Source organism: Allobosea sp. Tri-44 (genome assembly GCF_004123845.1).
In the GTDB taxonomy this organism is placed as follows: Bacteria; Pseudomonadota; Alphaproteobacteria; order Rhizobiales; family Beijerinckiaceae; genus Allobosea.
In genome coordinates, this window is sequence record NZ_NBDP01000019.1 from 522165 (window position 1) to 537400 (window position 15236).

At 63.4% G+C, this 15236-nt stretch carries 15 protein-coding genes and 1 tRNA gene; 9 read left to right on the forward strand and 7 right to left on the reverse strand.

Going from position 1 to position 15236, the window contains the following annotated elements; translation table 11 throughout:
* Window positions 1-318: 318 nt before the first annotated feature.
* The 6 genes from B6S44_RS14720 (at window position 319) to B6S44_RS14745 (ending at window position 5842) form a co-directional block, all read left to right on the forward strand.
* The gene (locus B6S44_RS14720) at window positions 319-1278 is read left to right on the forward strand and encodes a class I mannose-6-phosphate isomerase (RefSeq protein WP_129157619.1); all 960 of its coding nucleotides are present in this window, start codon (window positions 319-321) and stop codon (window positions 1276-1278) included.
* A complete protein-coding gene (locus tag B6S44_RS14725) occupies window positions 1275-3557 on the forward strand; it encodes a glycosyltransferase family 4 protein (protein WP_129157620.1) in 2283 nt (760 codons plus the stop codon). The genes B6S44_RS14720 and B6S44_RS14725 overlap by 4 nt, the downstream gene beginning before the upstream one ends.
* A 139-nt stretch (window positions 3558-3696) precedes the next feature.
* The gene (locus tag B6S44_RS14730; RefSeq protein WP_465246112.1) at window positions 3697-4938 is read left to right on the forward strand and encodes a glycoside hydrolase family 130 protein; all 1242 of its coding nucleotides are present in this window, start codon (window positions 3697-3699) and stop codon (window positions 4936-4938) included.
* Window positions 4939-4970: 32 nt separating this feature from the next.
* Complete coding sequence (locus tag B6S44_RS14735) at window positions 4971-5192, forward strand: hypothetical protein (RefSeq protein ID WP_129157622.1); 222 nt, start codon at window positions 4971-4973, stop codon at window positions 5190-5192.
* Window positions 5193-5247: 55 nt separating this feature from the next.
* The gene (locus B6S44_RS14740) at window positions 5248-5472 is read left to right on the forward strand and encodes a hypothetical protein (RefSeq protein WP_129157623.1); all 225 of its coding nucleotides are present in this window, start codon (window positions 5248-5250) and stop codon (window positions 5470-5472) included.
* 109 nt (window positions 5473-5581) lie between these two features.
* The gene (locus B6S44_RS14745) at window positions 5582-5842 is read left to right on the forward strand and encodes a hypothetical protein (protein WP_248309597.1); all 261 of its coding nucleotides are present in this window, start codon (window positions 5582-5584) and stop codon (window positions 5840-5842) included.
* A 31-nt stretch (window positions 5843-5873) separates the two neighbouring features.
* On the opposite strand, the gene B6S44_RS14750 is transcribed toward B6S44_RS14745, so the two are convergent.
* On the reverse strand, window positions 5874-6092 hold the full coding sequence (locus tag B6S44_RS14750; protein WP_164985827.1) for a hypothetical protein: 219 nt from the start codon (window positions 6090-6092) through the stop codon (window positions 5874-5876).
* Between the two features lie 194 nt (window positions 6093-6286).
* Here B6S44_RS14750 and B6S44_RS14755 point away from each other — a divergent pair, with 194 nt between their 5' ends.
* The 3 genes from B6S44_RS14755 (at window position 6287) to B6S44_RS14765 (ending at window position 9637) form a co-directional block, all read left to right on the forward strand.
* Entirely contained in the window at window positions 6287-7891 is a 1605-nt protein-coding gene (locus tag B6S44_RS14755; protein ID WP_206735158.1) for an alpha-amylase family glycosyl hydrolase, read from the forward strand.
* Window positions 7892-7911: 20 nt separating this feature from the next.
* Complete coding sequence (locus B6S44_RS14760; protein WP_129157626.1) at window positions 7912-8919, forward strand: glycosyltransferase family 4 protein; 1008 nt, start codon at window positions 7912-7914, stop codon at window positions 8917-8919.
* 526 nt (window positions 8920-9445) lie between these two features.
* The gene (locus tag B6S44_RS14765) at window positions 9446-9637 is read left to right on the forward strand and encodes a hypothetical protein (protein ID WP_129157627.1); all 192 of its coding nucleotides are present in this window, start codon (window positions 9446-9448) and stop codon (window positions 9635-9637) included.
* Here the strand turns inward: B6S44_RS14765 and B6S44_RS14770 are convergent.
* From B6S44_RS14770 to B6S44_RS14795, 6 genes are all read right to left on the reverse strand, one after another.
* Window positions 9634-9897 (reverse strand): DUF1488 family protein, encoded by a 264-nt coding sequence (locus tag B6S44_RS14770; RefSeq protein WP_129157628.1) that lies wholly within the window; start codon window positions 9895-9897, stop codon window positions 9634-9636. The genes B6S44_RS14765 and B6S44_RS14770 overlap by 4 nt on opposite strands.
* A gap of 137 nt (window positions 9898-10034) precedes the next feature.
* Window positions 10035-10556, reverse strand: a complete 522-nt coding sequence (locus B6S44_RS14775) for a hypothetical protein (protein WP_248309598.1) — start codon at window positions 10554-10556, stop codon at window positions 10035-10037.
* Between the two features lie 585 nt (window positions 10557-11141).
* Window positions 11142-11218 (reverse strand) — tRNA-Arg (locus tag B6S44_RS14780).
* 173 nt (window positions 11219-11391) lie between these two features.
* Window positions 11392-12318 carry a hypothetical protein gene (locus B6S44_RS14785; RefSeq protein ID WP_129157630.1) on the reverse strand — a complete coding sequence of 309 codons (927 nt, stop codon included), beginning with the start codon at window positions 12316-12318 and terminating at the stop codon, window positions 11392-11394.
* The gene (locus B6S44_RS14790; protein ID WP_129157631.1) at window positions 12315-13784 is read right to left on the reverse strand and encodes a restriction endonuclease subunit S; all 1470 of its coding nucleotides are present in this window, start codon (window positions 13782-13784) and stop codon (window positions 12315-12317) included. The genes B6S44_RS14785 and B6S44_RS14790 overlap by 4 nt, the downstream gene beginning before the upstream one ends.
* Window positions 13781-15235, reverse strand: coding sequence for a type I restriction-modification system subunit M (locus B6S44_RS14795; protein ID WP_129157632.1), 1455 nt, complete (start codon window positions 15233-15235; stop codon window positions 13781-13783). Before B6S44_RS14795 ends, B6S44_RS14790 begins: the two co-directional genes overlap by 4 nt.
* Between the last annotated feature and the right edge of the window lies 1 nt (window position 15236).

Below are 15236 nucleotides of genomic sequence, written 5' to 3' on the forward strand. Positions count from 1 at the left end.
AACGAATCGCGGTGAAATCGCTGATCGTGAGCGTCGGACTACGCCGTCTGGAACGCCTTCTCGACGATTAAAAATCTTTCTCGGCTCCGGCGGGGGTAGACCCCTTCGTCGAAAATTTCTGATGCTTCAAGGTCGGCCCGTTTGCGAAGGAGGCGCCTTGAGCAATCGCATTACGCAGATCTCCGTCTCGAACTGACTCGCCCACCTAGGGCACAGAGTCTGCAAAAGGCGACTTCGTCCACGCCTTGCCGGCCCCGCCGTCGCGTCGTTCGACAATCCCGTCGAGCCTGTCAAAGCCCGGCGACTTTGGAGTTCGCCATGGCTCTCGAACCGGCTCGCTTGCAGGCCGTACCTAAACCGTGGGGCTCACGCGACCTCCTGCCCTGGAGCGGAACCGATCATCACGGTGCCGCCATCGGAGAAATCTGGTTGCAGCGCCACGATCCCGATGCGCTCGAGCCTGACTTGCTACTCAAGCTGCTGTTCACGCGGGAAGCTCTGTCGATCCAGGTGCATCCGGACGACGATGCGGCACGAACCATGGGGCTTCCGCGCGGCAAGACCGAAGCCTGGTACGTGCTCTCCGCCGAGCCGGACGCCACGGTAGGTGTTGGGCTCAAATCGGCATTGACGGGCGCGCAATTGCGGGCGGCGATTGCCGATGGCTCCATTGCCACGCAGGTCTCCTGGCGAACCGCCGCGGCGGGAGATGTCATCTTCGTCCCTGCCGGGACGATCCATGCGATCGGCCCCGGTCTCGTGCTCGCCGAGATTCAGCAGCGCAGCGACACAACCTTCCGCCTGTTCGATCACGGCCGCGGCCGTGAACTCCACGTCGAAGCCGGCATTGCCGCTGCCAATGCCGGCCCGGCTGCGGAGCAGGCGCCACCGCGGCGGCTCGGTAACGCCAGGACCCTGCTCGTGGCCAGCGTCTTCTTCGTGCTCGAACGGCTGGAGCTCGCACCAGGATCGTTGTGGAAACTGCGTGCCCGTTCTGAGACCTGGTTGCTGGTGATCGCCGGCGATGGGCGGCTCGGCCCGACGCAGGCTGGTATCGGCGAGGGCTGCTTCGCCCAGGACGAGACCCTATCCGTTGAGGCAGGAGCGGCAGGCCTCACCTGCCTCATAGCCTACGCCGCCGCAGCGCCCAGCGGCGACCTTCTTCGTCCCCTCGCGGCGAATGATGCCCTCACATCGATGAGCGCCGTATCTCGCCGACGCCTCATGCTTGCCGCACCGGCAGATCCGCAAATTCCCCCTATGGAGGCACGACCTTGAACTCGCTTCACCAGATCGCCTTCATCGGCAACTCGCTGCCGCGCCGCTGCGGCATCGCGACCTTCACCACGGACCTGCAGCAGGCGGTCGCCGCATCGGACCCCGATCTGGCAACCTCTATCGTGGCAATGAACGATGGTGAGGGTTACGACTATCCGGGCTCCGTCGGCTTCCAGATCCAGGACGATCAGGCACAGGATTATGCGCGCGCTGCCGACTTCCTGAATGACGGCCGGTTCGACGTCGTCTCCCTGCAGCACGAATTCGGCATCTTCGGCGGCGAGGCGGGCGCGCATGTCGCTGGATTGTTGTCGCGACTGACGATGCCGGTCGTTACCACGCTCCATACCGTCTTGTCGGAGCCGAGCCCGGCACAGCGCAGCGTCATGGAGCGGATCGTCGATGCCTCCTCCCGGGTCGTCGTCATGGCCGAGAAAGGGCGCGACCTGCTGCGCACGATCTATCGGCTTCCCGCCGACAAGATCGAGGTGATCGCGCATGGCATTCCCGATTTTGCCTTCGTCGAGCCGGACGATGCCAAGGCCAAACACGGCTTCGCCGGCCGCTCGGTGGTCCTGACCTTCGGTCTGCTGTCGCCCAACAAGGGCATCGAGGTGATGATCGATGCGATGCCCTCGATCCTGAGGCGGCGGCCCGATGCCGTCTATGTCATCCTGGGTGCCACGCACCCCCATCTCGTCCGCGAGCAGGGCGAAGCCTATCGCACCGGCCTGCAGAAGCGTGTCCATGAGCTCGGCATCGAGAATCATGTCGTCTTCCTCGACCAGTTTGTCGATCGCGAGACGCTGCTCGGCTTCATCTCCATGTGCGACGTCTACGTCACGCCTTATCTCAACGAGGCGCAGATGACCTCGGGCACGCTGGCCTACAGCTTCGGGCTCGGAAAGGCGGTCGTCTCGACGCCCTATTGGCACGCCCAGGAACTGCTCGCCGACGGCCGCGGCGTCATGGTGCCGTTCGGCGACGTCGTGGCAACCGGCAATGAGATCGCAGGATTGCTGACGGACGCTGCCAGGCGACAGGCCATGCGGCGACGCGCTTATGCCAGCAGCCGCTCCATGACCTGGGAACAGACCGCAAAGCGCTACCTCGCCACCTTCGAGACGGCACGCCGCGGCCGTTTGCTGAACATGGTTGCCGGGGCGGCGCAGGCAAGGCCGTTCCTTCAGCCATCCGCACCGCCGGAACTGCGAACCGGCCACCTCCATTGCATGTGCGACGACACCGGCCTGTTCCAGCATGCGGTTCATTCCGTGCCCGATCGCACGCATGGCTACTGCGTCGACGATAATGCCCGCGCGCTGCTCCTCTCCTGCGCGCTGGGCGGAGCCGGCGAGCAGCGCTTGCCCGAGGCGATGAGCGCGCGGTTCGCTTCCTTCGTCCAGCACGCCTGGAACCCGCAGGCGCAGCGCTTCCGCAATTTCATGAGCTTCGATCGACGCTGGCTCGAGGAGGTCGGCTCGGAAGACAGCCATGGTCGGACGCTCTGGGCTCTTGGCGAGTGCGCGCGCAGCGACACCAGCCCGTCGCGGCGGCGCTGGGCGACTGCGCTGTTCGCCGAGGCCCTGCCAGTCGTCGAGAGCTTCGGCTCGCCCCGTGCCTGGAGTTTCGCGCTGCTTGGCCTGGACGCCTACTGCGCCGTGGTCGCGGCGCCGTCCTCCACCATCCGTCTGCGCTCCTTGCTGGCGGACCGCCTGCTCGACCTGCTGTCGACGGTCGAGACGCCGGATTGGGTCTGGTTCGAGGAGGGCCTCTCCTACGACAATGCCCGGCTGCCCCAGGCACTGATCGCCACCGGGCTTTCGATGCAGGCTCCCGCCTATGTCGAGGCCGGCCTGCGCTCCCTGCGCTGGCTGATCGGGGTGCAGAGCACGCCTGCAGGCCTGTTCCGGCCGGTGGGCTCGGACAGTTTCAGCGACAGGCTCAGCCCGCCGAAGGCATTCGACCAGCAGCCTCTGGAAGCCACGGCGACCATCTCGGCCTGCCTCGCCGCCTGGCGCGCCGATGGCGACGCACAATGGCGGGCGGAAGCGCTGCGCGCTTTCGCCTGGTTCATGGGCGAGAACGATCTGTCGACACCGCTGGTCGATCTCGACACCGGCGCCTGCCGCGACGGCCTGCATCGCGACCGGCCCAATGAGAACCGCGGCGGTGAATCCGTGGTATCCTACCTTCTCAGCCTCGCCGAGATTCGCCAGCTCTCCCGCATGAGTGGGGACCGCCCGAAACTGGCGCCGCTTCGGGTCTTGCACGCCTGAGCCTCCGGCGATCCGCACAAACCGAATTGGGGCCGCCTTGCCGCTAGCCACCTTCCTGAACCGGCAGGCCTTGCACCTGCGTCCGGATCCCGCACGGGTCGTAGTCCGCCGCTTCGGACCCTCGCCCGATCCGCGCGACATGAATCCCACCGACAAGCTGCGTGCGAACCACATCGTCGCTCGTGTGACGGGACTGGACCAGGAGGCGGCGGCTAGCCAGCTCGCCGAGGTGCTGGAGAACTTCAACGGCCGGCACCGGAACCTGCTGGAACGCTTCGAGGCGCGCGCCGACGAGATGGAGGAAGTGTTCACGGAACATGGCGCGTTCACCCGGACGCAGCGCCAGCTGGTCGGATCCTATTTCCTGCACGAGTATTCGTTCGAGGCGGCGGCGCTCTTCAACCCGAGCATCGTCTCGCACCCCGACCAGTCCGGCGCTCCGCCGGGCGGGCGTCGCTTCGTCCTCAGCGTGCGCGCGGTCGGCGAAGGGCATATCTCATCCCTGACGTTCCGGTCCGGTACGATCGCCGCCGACGGCAGTCTGAGCGTCGATCCGACCTCGCGCCTTGCGACGATCGCGACCTTCCGCAATCGCATGGTGCGCCTCGATGGCGATGACGTCGAGGTGGTGTTCTCACCGGACGGTGACATCAGCGAGCGCGTGATCTTTCCGATCACGGCCTCGCAGTCGAATGGGATCGAGGACGCGCGCTTCGTCGAGTTCGACGAGGGCGGGCGGACCGTGTTCCGCGCCACCTACACGGCCTATGATGGCAGGGGGATACGTTCCGAGCTGATCGAGACCACCGACTTCCTGTCGTTCCGGATGTCGCCGCTGCGAGGCAGCGCTGCCGTGAACAAGGGTATGGCCCTGTTTCCGCGCAAGATCGGCGGCCGCTACGCCATGATCGCGCGGCAGGACAACGAGAACCTCTATCTCGTCTATTCGGACGATCTCATGAACTGGGACGGGGGCGTCGCGATCCTGAAGCCGCAATATCCCTGGGAGTTCATCCAGATCGGGACCTGTGGTTCGCCGATCGAACTCGACGAAGGCTGGCTGCTGTTCACCCATGGCGTCGGACCCGTGCGACGCTATGCGATCGGCGCTGTCCTTCTCGACAAACAGGATCCCTCGAGGGTGCTTGCGCGCTCACGCGAACCTCTGGTCCGGCCGGAGCCGTCCGAGCGCGAGGGCTACGTTCCCAACGTCGTCTACACCTGCGGCGCGATGCGCCACGGCGGGCAGATCGTCCTGCCCTACGCGGTCTCCGACACCTACTGCAATTTCGCGACGATCAGGATCGGGGCGCTGCTGCAAGCCCTGGATCCGGTTGCTGCGGAAGAGACGCATGATCTGCGGCGGGCCGCCTCTCCGTGAAAAGGAACATCAAAATGACCCAACATGAGCCCGTGATCCAACGCTCGATCGCGCTTGGGGACGTGGTCCGGCTGTCCTTCGGCTTCGCCGATCAATCCGGTACTGGTGAGTATGAGGTCGTGCGGATCATGCCGACGCGGGCGAGCGGCGAGCGCGAATACCGCGTTCGCGGCGCCGATGGTTTTGAACGGGCGATCGGGCACGACCAGATTGTTTCGGACAGCCTCGAATCGGTGCGCAGCCCCGTCGGGTGACGCTCGCTGCGAGGTCAATCTCATACCGCAAGCCGACATCCTCCGGAGAAGACACTTGGCTGAGAACTCGAAATCCCGCGTGACGGCAGATGCCGCGTTCCTGAGGACGCAAACCCAATCATTGACGCGCAACCGCGTCCTTTCCGAAACGGAGACCATCACCCAGGCGCGCGACGCCAACACGGCGCGCCTGAAAGAACTCCGGCTGCAGAAGGAGGCCGCTGACCGCGCCGCTGCGGCATCCGCGCCACCGACGCCCAAGCGCAAACGGACGGTTTGACTGGCTCAATGTCCATTTCCGGGGGGCTCGACGATAAAACCACTGTTCTGACTGGTTGAAGCCGCACCTTGAGCCCGCCGGATTGCGGGCTCCGACCAACGGAGTTCGCTTGGATATCGATGTCACGCAGAAGCCGGATGGAACGGCCTGGTTGCTGACCGATCTGCTCGGCCGCGACATGGGATATATCGAGGACAGAGCAGAGGGCGAGTTTATGATCTATCCGGCAGGCCAGGCACTGCACACGATGGAGGCCATGCGCCGGGGGCCCTTCAAATCCCTTGATGATGCGCTTGCCGAGATCGAGCGCTTTACGCGAGGCACCTGCCGGCGCCAGCCCGCGGATGAAGGCCCCGCTGCCGATGGCTGAGCAAAGCCGATCGGCGCCGCTCCGGCGCAGGCTAGGCCGAGCCGGATTCGTCGGCCCTGCCGGGTCGCTTGGGCGGGGTGCCGTTCGGCAGGTCGATCAGCCTTGCTTTGCGCGAGGCCTTGGCCTGATCGGAGATCGGAAGCCCCGAAAGCGCTTCGTCGATATGGCTGCCTGCCACCGAGCGCGCCTTCCGCTGCTGCCGCTTCCTGACGATATTGCGCGGCGCATCTGCGGGGAGCGACAGCTCCATGTCGTGATCGACGGACGGTGGGGACGGGATGGTCGTGGAAATGGTCATAACAAGCCAACCGCCACCGGAGTCCTTTTGTTCCAGCCTGCGGCGATAGTTTCGGCGCGGAGCCGGTTCGGCGGAGAGGGGAAGAGAGTTCACGCTCGTGCCTCCTCCGGCTCTCATGCGCCGCGCCCGCATGCGATGGCGCGGCGATGACCGTGCCATGGTGGCAGAGCGGCGTGATCTACCAGATCTACCCGCGCTCGTTCCAGGACAGCGACAGCGACGGGGTCGGCGACCTCAAGGGCATTACGCGACGGCTGGGCTACCTCGCCGAGCTCGGCATCGACGCGATCTGGATTTCGCCGATCTATCCCTCGCCGATGGCCGATTTCGGCTACGACGTCTCCGATTATTGCAACGTCGATCCCCGCTTCGGCAGTCTCGCCGATTTCGACGATCTGCTGGCACAGGCTCATGCGCGTGGGCTCAAGGTCTTGCTGGATTTCGTACCGAACCACACCTCCGACCGGCATCCTTGGTTCGCGGAGAGTCGCTCCTCGCGCAGCAATCCGAAACGGGATTGGTATCTCTGGCGCGACCCCGCCGCCGGGGGCGGGCCGCCCAACAACTGGATCAGCGATTTCGGCGGCCCGGCCTGGGAATGGGACGAGGCCAGTGGCCAGTATTACTACCATGCCTTCCTGAAGCAGCAGCCGGACCTCAACTGGCGCAATCCGGCGGTGCGGGCGGCGATGCACGACGTGCTGCGCTTCTGGTTCGACCGCGGCGTCGACGGTTTCCGCATTGATGTGCTCTGGCACCTGGTCAAGGCCGCCGACTTCCCCGACAACCCGCCGAACCCGGCCTATCGGCCTGCGCTCGACGAGAAGGACCGGTTGATCCAGCTACATTCGACCGACCAGCCCGAGATCCATGGCATCGCAGCCGACATGCGCGCCCTTGCCGATGAGTATCAGGCCACGGGGCAGGGCGAGCGCCTGCTGATCGGGGAAATCTACCTGCCGGTCGACCGGCTCATGCGCTATTACGGCGAGGACCGGGCGGGCGTGCACCTGCCCTTCAATTTCCAGCTGATCGAGGCGCCCTGGCAGGCAAGATCGCTGGCCGAGCTCATCGCCGCTTACGAGGCGGCGCTGCCGCCCGGCGGCTGGCCGAACTGGGTGCTCGGCAATCACGACCGCCCGCGCGTCGCGACCAGAGTCGAGGAAAGCCAGGCACGGGTCGCAGCGATGCTGCTGCTGACCCTGCGCGGCACGCCCACCCTCTATTATGGTGACGAACTCGGCCTCAGCGACGTGCCGATCCCGCCCGATCAGGTCCGGGATCCGCGCGAGCTACGCCAGCCGGGAAAGGGCCTCGGGCGCGATCCGGTCCGCACCCCGATGCCGTGGGACGACAGCGTACATGCTGGCTTCAGCACGGCTCGGCCCTGGCTGCCGCTCAACGCCGACTGGCCGGTGCGCAACGTGGCACGAGAGCTAGCCGAACCAGGCTCGATACTGGCGCTGCATCGCCGGCTGCTCGCGGCCCGGCGCGCCCATCCTGCCCTGGCGATCGGTGATTTCGCGCTGCTGGAGACTGACGGCGACGTACTTGCCTATGAGCGTCGGCATGATGCGGACCGGCTGATCGTGGCGCTCAATCTTGGCGAGCGGCTGCAACGTCTGGCCTTGCCGGAATGGGCACACGATTGCCGGCCACTCCTGTCCACGCTCGCCGATCTGACGCTGGTTCAGGACGGCGCATTGCTGCTGAGGCCCGATGAGGGCGTGATCCTAACGCTCGCCGACTGACCGCAGGGAGGGACGAACGCTTGCGCATTGCCATGCTGGCGCCGATCTCCTGGCGCACGCCGCCGCGTCATTATGGCCCATGGGAGCTGGTGACGAGCCTGCTGACCGAGGCGCTGGTGGCGCGCGGCGTCGATGTCACCCTGTTCGCCACAAGAGACAGTCATACGGCGGGGACCTTGGCCGGCGTCTGCCCTGCACCCTATTCCGAGGATCCGACGATCGACGCCAAGGTCTGGGAGCTGCTGCATGTCGCCCATGTCTTCGAGCGTGCCGGCGAGTTCGACCTCATCCACAACCAGGCCGATTTCGTGCCGCTCGCCTTCTCGCGTCTGGTCGATACGCCAGTGGTGACGACGATCCACGGCTTCTCCTCGCCACGCATCCTGCCGGCCTTCAAGGCCCATGAGGACCGCGTCCACTATGTCGCGATCAGCGCCGCCGACCGGCATCCCGATCTGCGCTATGCGGCGACGATCCACCACGGCATCCGGATCGAGGATTTCCCGTTCGATCCGGTCGGAAGCGACGACCTGCTCTTCTTCGGCCGCATCCACCCCGACAAGGGCGCAGCTGAGGCGATCGCCACGGCGCGCGGCGCCGGGCGGCGGCTGGTCATGGCCGGCATCGTCCAGGACCAAGGCTATCACGACGCGCAGGTCGCCTCCGCTCTCGCCGGCGAGGACGTCGTCTATCTCGGTCCCGTCGGCGGCAGCGCGCGCACGCATGCGCTCGGTTCGGCCAAGGCGCTGCTGCATCTGATCAATTTCGAGGAGCCGTTCGGATTGTCGGTCATCGAGGCGCTTGCCTGCGGAACGCCCGTCATCGCCTCCAGGCGCGGTTCGATGCCGGAACTGATCGAGCACGGCGTCACCGGCTTCCTGGTCGACAGTGTCGACGAGGCCGTGGCGGCGATCGCGCGCCTCTCCGAGATCGACCGCGCCGCCTGCCGGGCAGCGGTCGCCGCGCGCTTCACCGTCGACCACATGGCCGATCGTTATCTCGAGCTGTATCGCTCCATCCTCGGATGAGGACCATGTGCTCCCGGCGGACCGCGACGCGCCGGCCCAACGGGCAGCCGCAAAAGAAACAGCGTGCGCTGTCCTCGGCCCTGGCCTAGGCTGCGCTTCTGCTTCGACATGACTTGCCTGGATTCGTTCCCAGGCAGCCGCGGCAGCTGCTAGCCGGCCGCGCTGACACGAGCACCTGCTCGCTACCCCTTGCATGACATCTGCGCCCGCAACCACGCATGCGCATCGCGATGGGCAACTGCCCCGCGAAGCGCCCAGTTCCGGCCGGTACGACCCGAGAGATCGCGCTCCGCGATCTCCGAACGAGGACTAGAACGGCATGTCAAAAGGCGAACGACGCGGGAACCGCGAGACCAAAAAGCCGAAGCAGGAAAAGCCGAAAGTTGCAGTCGCAGCTCCCGCCAGCCTTGCCGCTTCGGTCGTGAAGGCCGCAGCTCCGAAAAGGAAGTAGCGGTTTGTGCCCTAGGGCAATGGTCCCTTGGGGTGAGACGCATGCTGCGAGCTTCGACCAACCGACAGGACAGTGATGATCCGCTTCAAGACGATCGAGCCCAAGCCGGCCGCAAACACCAACAAGCCGGTTATTGCCCCGCAAACGGCAGTCGCGCCGACCGAACCGGTGCCGGCTGGCGACGATCGAAAGATCGCAATGCAACGACTACGGGACCCGGAGAAGTCCGCGAATCTGCCGTCGGCAGAAAAGCTCGAGCACGACTAGAAATCGGAAGCCGTCAATCGATGGTAGCTCTGGCGCTTGCGGGAATAAGCTGCCCCGGCGGCCTTCTGAATGGCAGCAAGATGCCCATCATACGCTCTCAGGGTCGACGCTTCGTCCGGACCGGCTGAAGCGTCGATGCCGTGCAGCGCCGCGAGCTCGACCTCGAATGCAATCTCCAGAGCGGAATCGGAACCCCAGAAACAGACGCAGTTCCGCGCGGCGTCATACCGTCGGATCGGATTGGGGAAATGGAGGCTCATAGGATCATCCTCGATGGGGGCTGATCGAATTCAGGCATATCGTCGGTAGGTTGCGATCTTTGTCGCGCGACGCTGAGAACGCATTTCGCGCGACAAGAAACCGCCCGGTCTCAGTGCCGCGCGACTGGCGAGCAATCTTAGGTTTTCGGAATGCCGAGAGCTGCCGCGCAGGCCTTGGCTACATCCGAATCGGGTGATGAGCTGCCCGGCATCGTCGCCCAGCCGCCTTTCGCGATGAAATCACCCTGTTGCCAGGAGCTGATCTTCTTGAGTTCGACGAGCTGTTCGGTCGCATTGTTCTGCTGCTGGAACCTCACCACGCAGATCGGCGAGAGAGCCGCAACAAGGGCGGTATTCGAGCGTGCCTTGGCTTCTCGTTCCGCTGTGCTCTGTGTCACCCAGCCGCCCCAGGTGAAACCGATGACGGCGAGTGCAACAGCCCCGCCGACGGCGCCCCAGGCGGCCGGTTTCAGTTCTGCTGGAATTTTCATGATGTCGGACTTTCCGAACCGGAAGAAAATCTTCCGAAGAGCACGATAACATATTCCGGATGAGGGGCGGTTATATTTTAATCGAGTTCCATTTATGCCTCGCCAGAGTCGAAATTCGAGAAATCGAGGAAGTTGTGATGTTTTACTTTGTGCCAGATACCCCCTCATCCGGCGTTCCGGCTTATGGTGTGCGCCACAAGCGAGACGCACCGCTTAATCAGACTGCCGGAAAGCGGACCTTCGTAACGTCGGGAAAGGGCCAAATGTGTTGAAAAAGCCGCCGCAATACCTCGGGCGAAATCAATCGGCTCGGGCGTAGAAATTTGGTCTCCAATGCGAAGGACTCATTGGCTTGCGAGAGCGTTTCCTGGGATTGTGAGGAATTTCCTTCTCCACCGGGTGATGCTGCTGCTTGATTTTCTCGCCACTCGGGGTTTCCGAGCAGAACGCAAGGCCCCCGGTTCCACGCCCAAAGCCCCTGCGATCTGGCCAGTATGACGCTAGCGGAGACGTCCGCCCGCTCGATCGCCCCTGCGTAGGGACCCGCTCATGCCGGCGCACTCGGCAAGTTTCTCCTGCGTCAGCCGGCACACGCTCTGCAAACGCCGCAAATCAACGCAAGAAAATCCAGATCATGCACACGCGCCGGTCGAATTTTTTCTCTGCCCTGTCGAGCCCGTGCTGAACCAATAGCGCCGCGCGATCCTTCGTGCCGACGGCGCTTTTATAAAGCATTGGTTTATCTCGGTAAAATGGCGCGCCCGACACGATTCGAACGTGTGACCTTTGCCTTCGGAGGGCAACGCTCTATCCAGCTGAGCTACGGGCGCTTTCCGTGGAGGCTGGATAGCTGATCCCAGCTGCTTCGGCAACGAGGGAATTTGCGACGAAGCGAAGATGGGTCAGGTAAAGGTCGCGCGTTCGAATCGTGTCGGGTGCGCCGCGGCTGTGGCTGGGCTCCGAAGCTACTCGGGTGGCGAACCCGCAGGCCGTCGCGACGTTGCTATCTCCACCTATCCCCGCGTGGTTCATAAGGCTTCATCCAGCTATTGCCCGGAGAGACTTTCAAACCGTCGGCCTGATAACCCTGTAAACGGAAGGCCTCGCGGTTCTGCTTGGCTATTTCCCGAGCGGCAGACCAGCGGCCTCCTTCGAGCAACCGCCAAATTTCCGGGTGTATAGAGATCTCAACGTCGGCTAGCTCCGCTTCGGATGCCATTGGGCCCGATGAAGACTCGGTTGCGAGGCTTAAAGCAGGCTCATAGTAATATCGCCACTCCCCGTCTGGTCGCGGCAATTCAATTGGTATCGCTGTCTTCGGGTCTGGATCCTTCCAGAAAAACTCAAGAACATCAGGATTGAAGAAAGCGAAAGAACCGATATTCATTGAGCAATTCTGATTTCCAATTGAAATTAACCTCAAAGCCTGAAATTTTGCTTTATTTTTATCTGATTGTGATGGTGCAGCTGAGCGCCCTTTGCTCTCGAAGGCGTGCCAGCGCCCGCTAACATCTTCACCTACGAGATCCGGCCGGGACCTGCCAAGAATCGCAGGGTTAAGGTGCTCGCGGAATACGTCTAGATGTAGCAGCCAAGGCGTGGCTAGAAGCCTCGAAGCGAAAAGCTTGCAAAGCGTCATGCCCAGGAAGTAGCTCACCATGCCCTTCTCGGTCGGATCGAGTGCGGCAAAGGCGTCCGTGCGCCTCAGGTGCAAACTCCAATCCTGCTCCACCGCCATTCGGATTAGCGCTAAGCGGAAGATGGCCTCGTGAAAGGACGAGGGGCCATGCCGAAACACATGGTAGGCGCTAGGGCGGCCGAGTGTGATCGCAGCCCAGAGAATTTCGCTCCAGGATGTTTCCAAGGTTCCACAGCGAAAGGTGTATGAGGTTGGAAACGCCTGGCTGGTGAATTCGATCCGCAGCGTCACTCTGCAGCCTCGAGGCGGCTTGCTTCTCCGGGCATCAGCGCTTCAGCCAGCAGCGCGTCCAACAGCTGACGACGGTGGCCGACGACGGAGGCTAAGCCCCCCTCTAGTCGGTCGCAGAGTGCCATCAGTGCACCGACCTTGGCGACGATGCGGTGCTGGTCGGCGAGTGGTGGAACGAAAATTTTGGCCGCCTCAACCTGCTTCGAGGAAATATGCGGAACGCCGTTGCTGCGGCCGGGGTCTATCTGGTCGTTGAAGTGCGGAGAGTTGATCCAGAGGAACAGGTAGTCGTCATCGAGACCTGGCGAGGCCTCGATGAACCTGCCCACGCGTTGAAGCAGAAGCGAGGGCAGGTCGTCAGCACTTACGCGGGCCACCTTTGTTCCGGTTGTGATGAAAGGTCTGTCTAGCGTTAGCACTATGTCGCCTTCGTTGAGCCTAAAGCGCCCGAACTCGGATAGGCGAGCTTCTGGCAGGTGGACAACGTCGTTCCAGCGGATTTCGTCGTGTCCAATGTTCGCATTGCGGAGAAGGCGCACGCCCGATTTTGAGAACCAACTGCTTTTGAAGGCGTAGCCGTTTTGGAGCGTTCGATAATCGCCAACCGAAGCAGCTTTGGCCGTCGTGCCCTCTACCAGTTTGCCGCGCACGGCGAGGTTGAGAATGGTCTGGCGCAGCGCCTTGATCTGGTCGGGACGCACCGTCAGCGCCGGCACCGCGTCAAGGGCGAAGCGGGCATCGGCCTGAAAGGTCTCGGGATCGGGCGCGTTGAGGCGGGAGAAGGTCGCCGCCGCCAGCCGATCCCGCGTCGCCTCGCGGCTTGTCCGCGCCGCCTCCAGCCGATCGCACAGGCCCATCAACTCATCGACCTTGGCGGCGATGCGGTGCTGTTCGGCGAGCGGTGGGAGGGCGATGATCTGATCGTATGCCTCAGAACGGCTTAAGCCGGGTTTCACGCCCTTTCCGAGCTTATCCAGATCGAGAGCCGCAAGCGCGTTCAACATAAACCGAAGATCGAGAAATGAAGGGGCTTCGACGAAGTAGGCAACGTCAGTTGTCCACGATGGGCCGTCGCAAAGGTTCAAGGCACCAGCCGATCCCTTGCGACCTACGATGATCGAAGGACGCATTGTCAGGGGTTCAACCGTGAACCCGACGATCCCATTTGAACCGAACACAGGCACCGGGCCTTCTTCCGATCGTTCGGCCGCCTTTAAGCCCTTGCCGTATTGAAACTCTAGAATCGAACCGATCTTGGCCCGACGCCATCCTTGCGGCAGACCGACTTGGTCCAGCTTCACGTTGGCGATCCGTTTCAGCAGTTCCGATGCCAGTTCGTCGTTCGGGTCTTGCGGCACGAGTTTGCCGCGCACCGCCAGATCGAGAATGAAGCGGCGTAGCCTCCCGATCGCGTCGGGCGCGTCGGCGACCTTCTCGTAATGCGCCAGCAGCCGTTCGGCGTTCATCGTGCCAGCGCCTCGGCGAGGATCGCCTTCAACTGGTCGCGATACGTCGCCGTCTCGGCTTCGGCGGCGGCGAGGTCGGCCAGCAGCATTTCCGGGTCGCCGTGATCGTCGGCCACTGCGTGCGGGTTCTTGATGTCGAGATTGTAACGGCGCGCCTTCACCTCCTCGGCGGTGACGCGCCAGGCTTGCGGCGTCTCCTCGCGGCCCTTTCGCTCCTTGCCGCCCCACCAGTCGATGCAGCCCTGGAAATGCTCCAGCCGGATCGGCTTAGTCATCGAATAAGCTTTCTGGCCGTCCGGCACGCGGTGCTCGTAGAACCAGATGTCGCGCGTGGGCGCGCCCTTCTCGAAGAACAGCAAATTGGTGCCAATCGAGGCATAGGGCTTGAACACGGAGTTGGGCAGGCGGACGATGGTGTGGAGGTTGCACTCCTCCATCAGGTGCTCCTTCAGCCGCGTCTTGACGCCCTCGCCGAACAGCGTGCCATCCGGCAGCACCACGGCGGCGCGGCCGTCGCTTTTGAGGAGGCGCACGATCAACGCCAGGAACAGATCGGCAGTTTCTTTGGTGCGGAAGGTCGGGAAATTGTTCTCGATCCCATCTTCCTCGCGCCCGCCGAAGGGCGGGTTGGTGACGACGACATCGACGCGTTCGTCCTTGCTCCACGAAATCAGCGGCCGCGCCAGCGTGTTGTCGTGGCGCACGAAACTTGGGTCCTCGATGCCGTGCAGCAGCATGTTGGTGACGCAGAGCATGTGCGGAAGCTGCTTCTTCTCCACCGCGCGCAATGCCCCCTGCATGGCCTCGCGCTGTTTCGGCGTGCGGATGTATTTCTTCTCCATGTGATTGATGGCACAGGTCAGGAAGCCACCCGTGCCGCAGGCCGGATCGAACAGGATTTCACCCGGGCGCGGGTCGATGCGGTCGACCATGAAGGCGGTCACGGCGCGCGGCGTGTAATATTCGCCGGCATTGCCGGCCGATTGTAGGTCGTTGAGCAGCTGCTCGTAGAACTCACCGAAGTGGCGCCGCTCGTCGAGATTGTTGAAATCGACGTCGTTGATCTTGTTGACCACCTGCCGCAGCAACTGGCCGGATTTCATGTAGTTATAGGCATCCTCGAACACGTCGCGCACCACGCGGCGGCGATCGCCGGGCTGGAGCGAAACCTGCAAGCCCTTCAGCGCCGGGAACAGTTCGTCGTTGATGAAATCCAGTAGCGCCTGCCCGGTGATGCCCTCCGGGTCTGCGGCCCAGTTGCGCCATTGGAATTTTTCAGAGATTGGCGCCCGGTAGCCATCCCTTGTCAGTTCGAGTTCCTGATCCTGGTCGTCGATGATCTTGAGGAAGAACAGCCAGGTGAGCTGACTGATGCGCTGCGCATCCCCATCGACACCCACGTCCTGGCGCATGATGTCCTGAATGGATTTGACGGTGGGTCGGACGATCATA

Bases quoted from the DNA above. Each gene is read 5' to 3' on its own strand.
- B6S44_RS14720 (WP_129157619.1), top strand. From the start codon at position 319: ATGGCTCTCGAACCGGCTCGCTTGCAGGCCGTACCTAAACCGTGGGGC.
- B6S44_RS14730 (WP_465246112.1), top strand. From the start codon at position 3,697: ATGAATCCCACCGACAAGCTGCGTGCGAACCACATCGTCGCTCGTGTG.
- B6S44_RS14750 (WP_164985827.1), bottom strand. From the start codon at position 6,092: ATGGAGCTGTCGCTCCCCGCAGATGCGCCGCGCAATATCGTCAGGAAG.
- B6S44_RS14755 (WP_206735158.1), top strand. From the start codon at position 6,287: ATGACCGTGCCATGGTGGCAGAGCGGCGTGATCTACCAGATCTACCCG.
- B6S44_RS14765 (WP_129157627.1), top strand. From the start codon at position 9,446: ATGATCCGCTTCAAGACGATCGAGCCCAAGCCGGCCGCAAACACCAAC.
- B6S44_RS14770 (WP_129157628.1), bottom strand. From the start codon at position 9,897: ATGAGCCTCCATTTCCCCAATCCGATCCGACGGTATGACGCCGCGCGG.
- B6S44_RS14775 (WP_248309598.1), bottom strand. From the start codon at position 10,556: ATGAGGGGGTATCTGGCACAAAGTAAAACATCACAACTTCCTCGATTT.
- B6S44_RS14790 (WP_129157631.1), bottom strand. From the start codon at position 13,784: ATGAACGCCGAACGGCTGCTGGCGCATTACGAGAAGGTCGCCGACGCG.
- B6S44_RS14795 (WP_129157632.1), bottom strand. From the start codon at position 15,235: ATGATCGTCCGACCCACCGTCAAATCCATTCAGGACATCATGCGCCAG.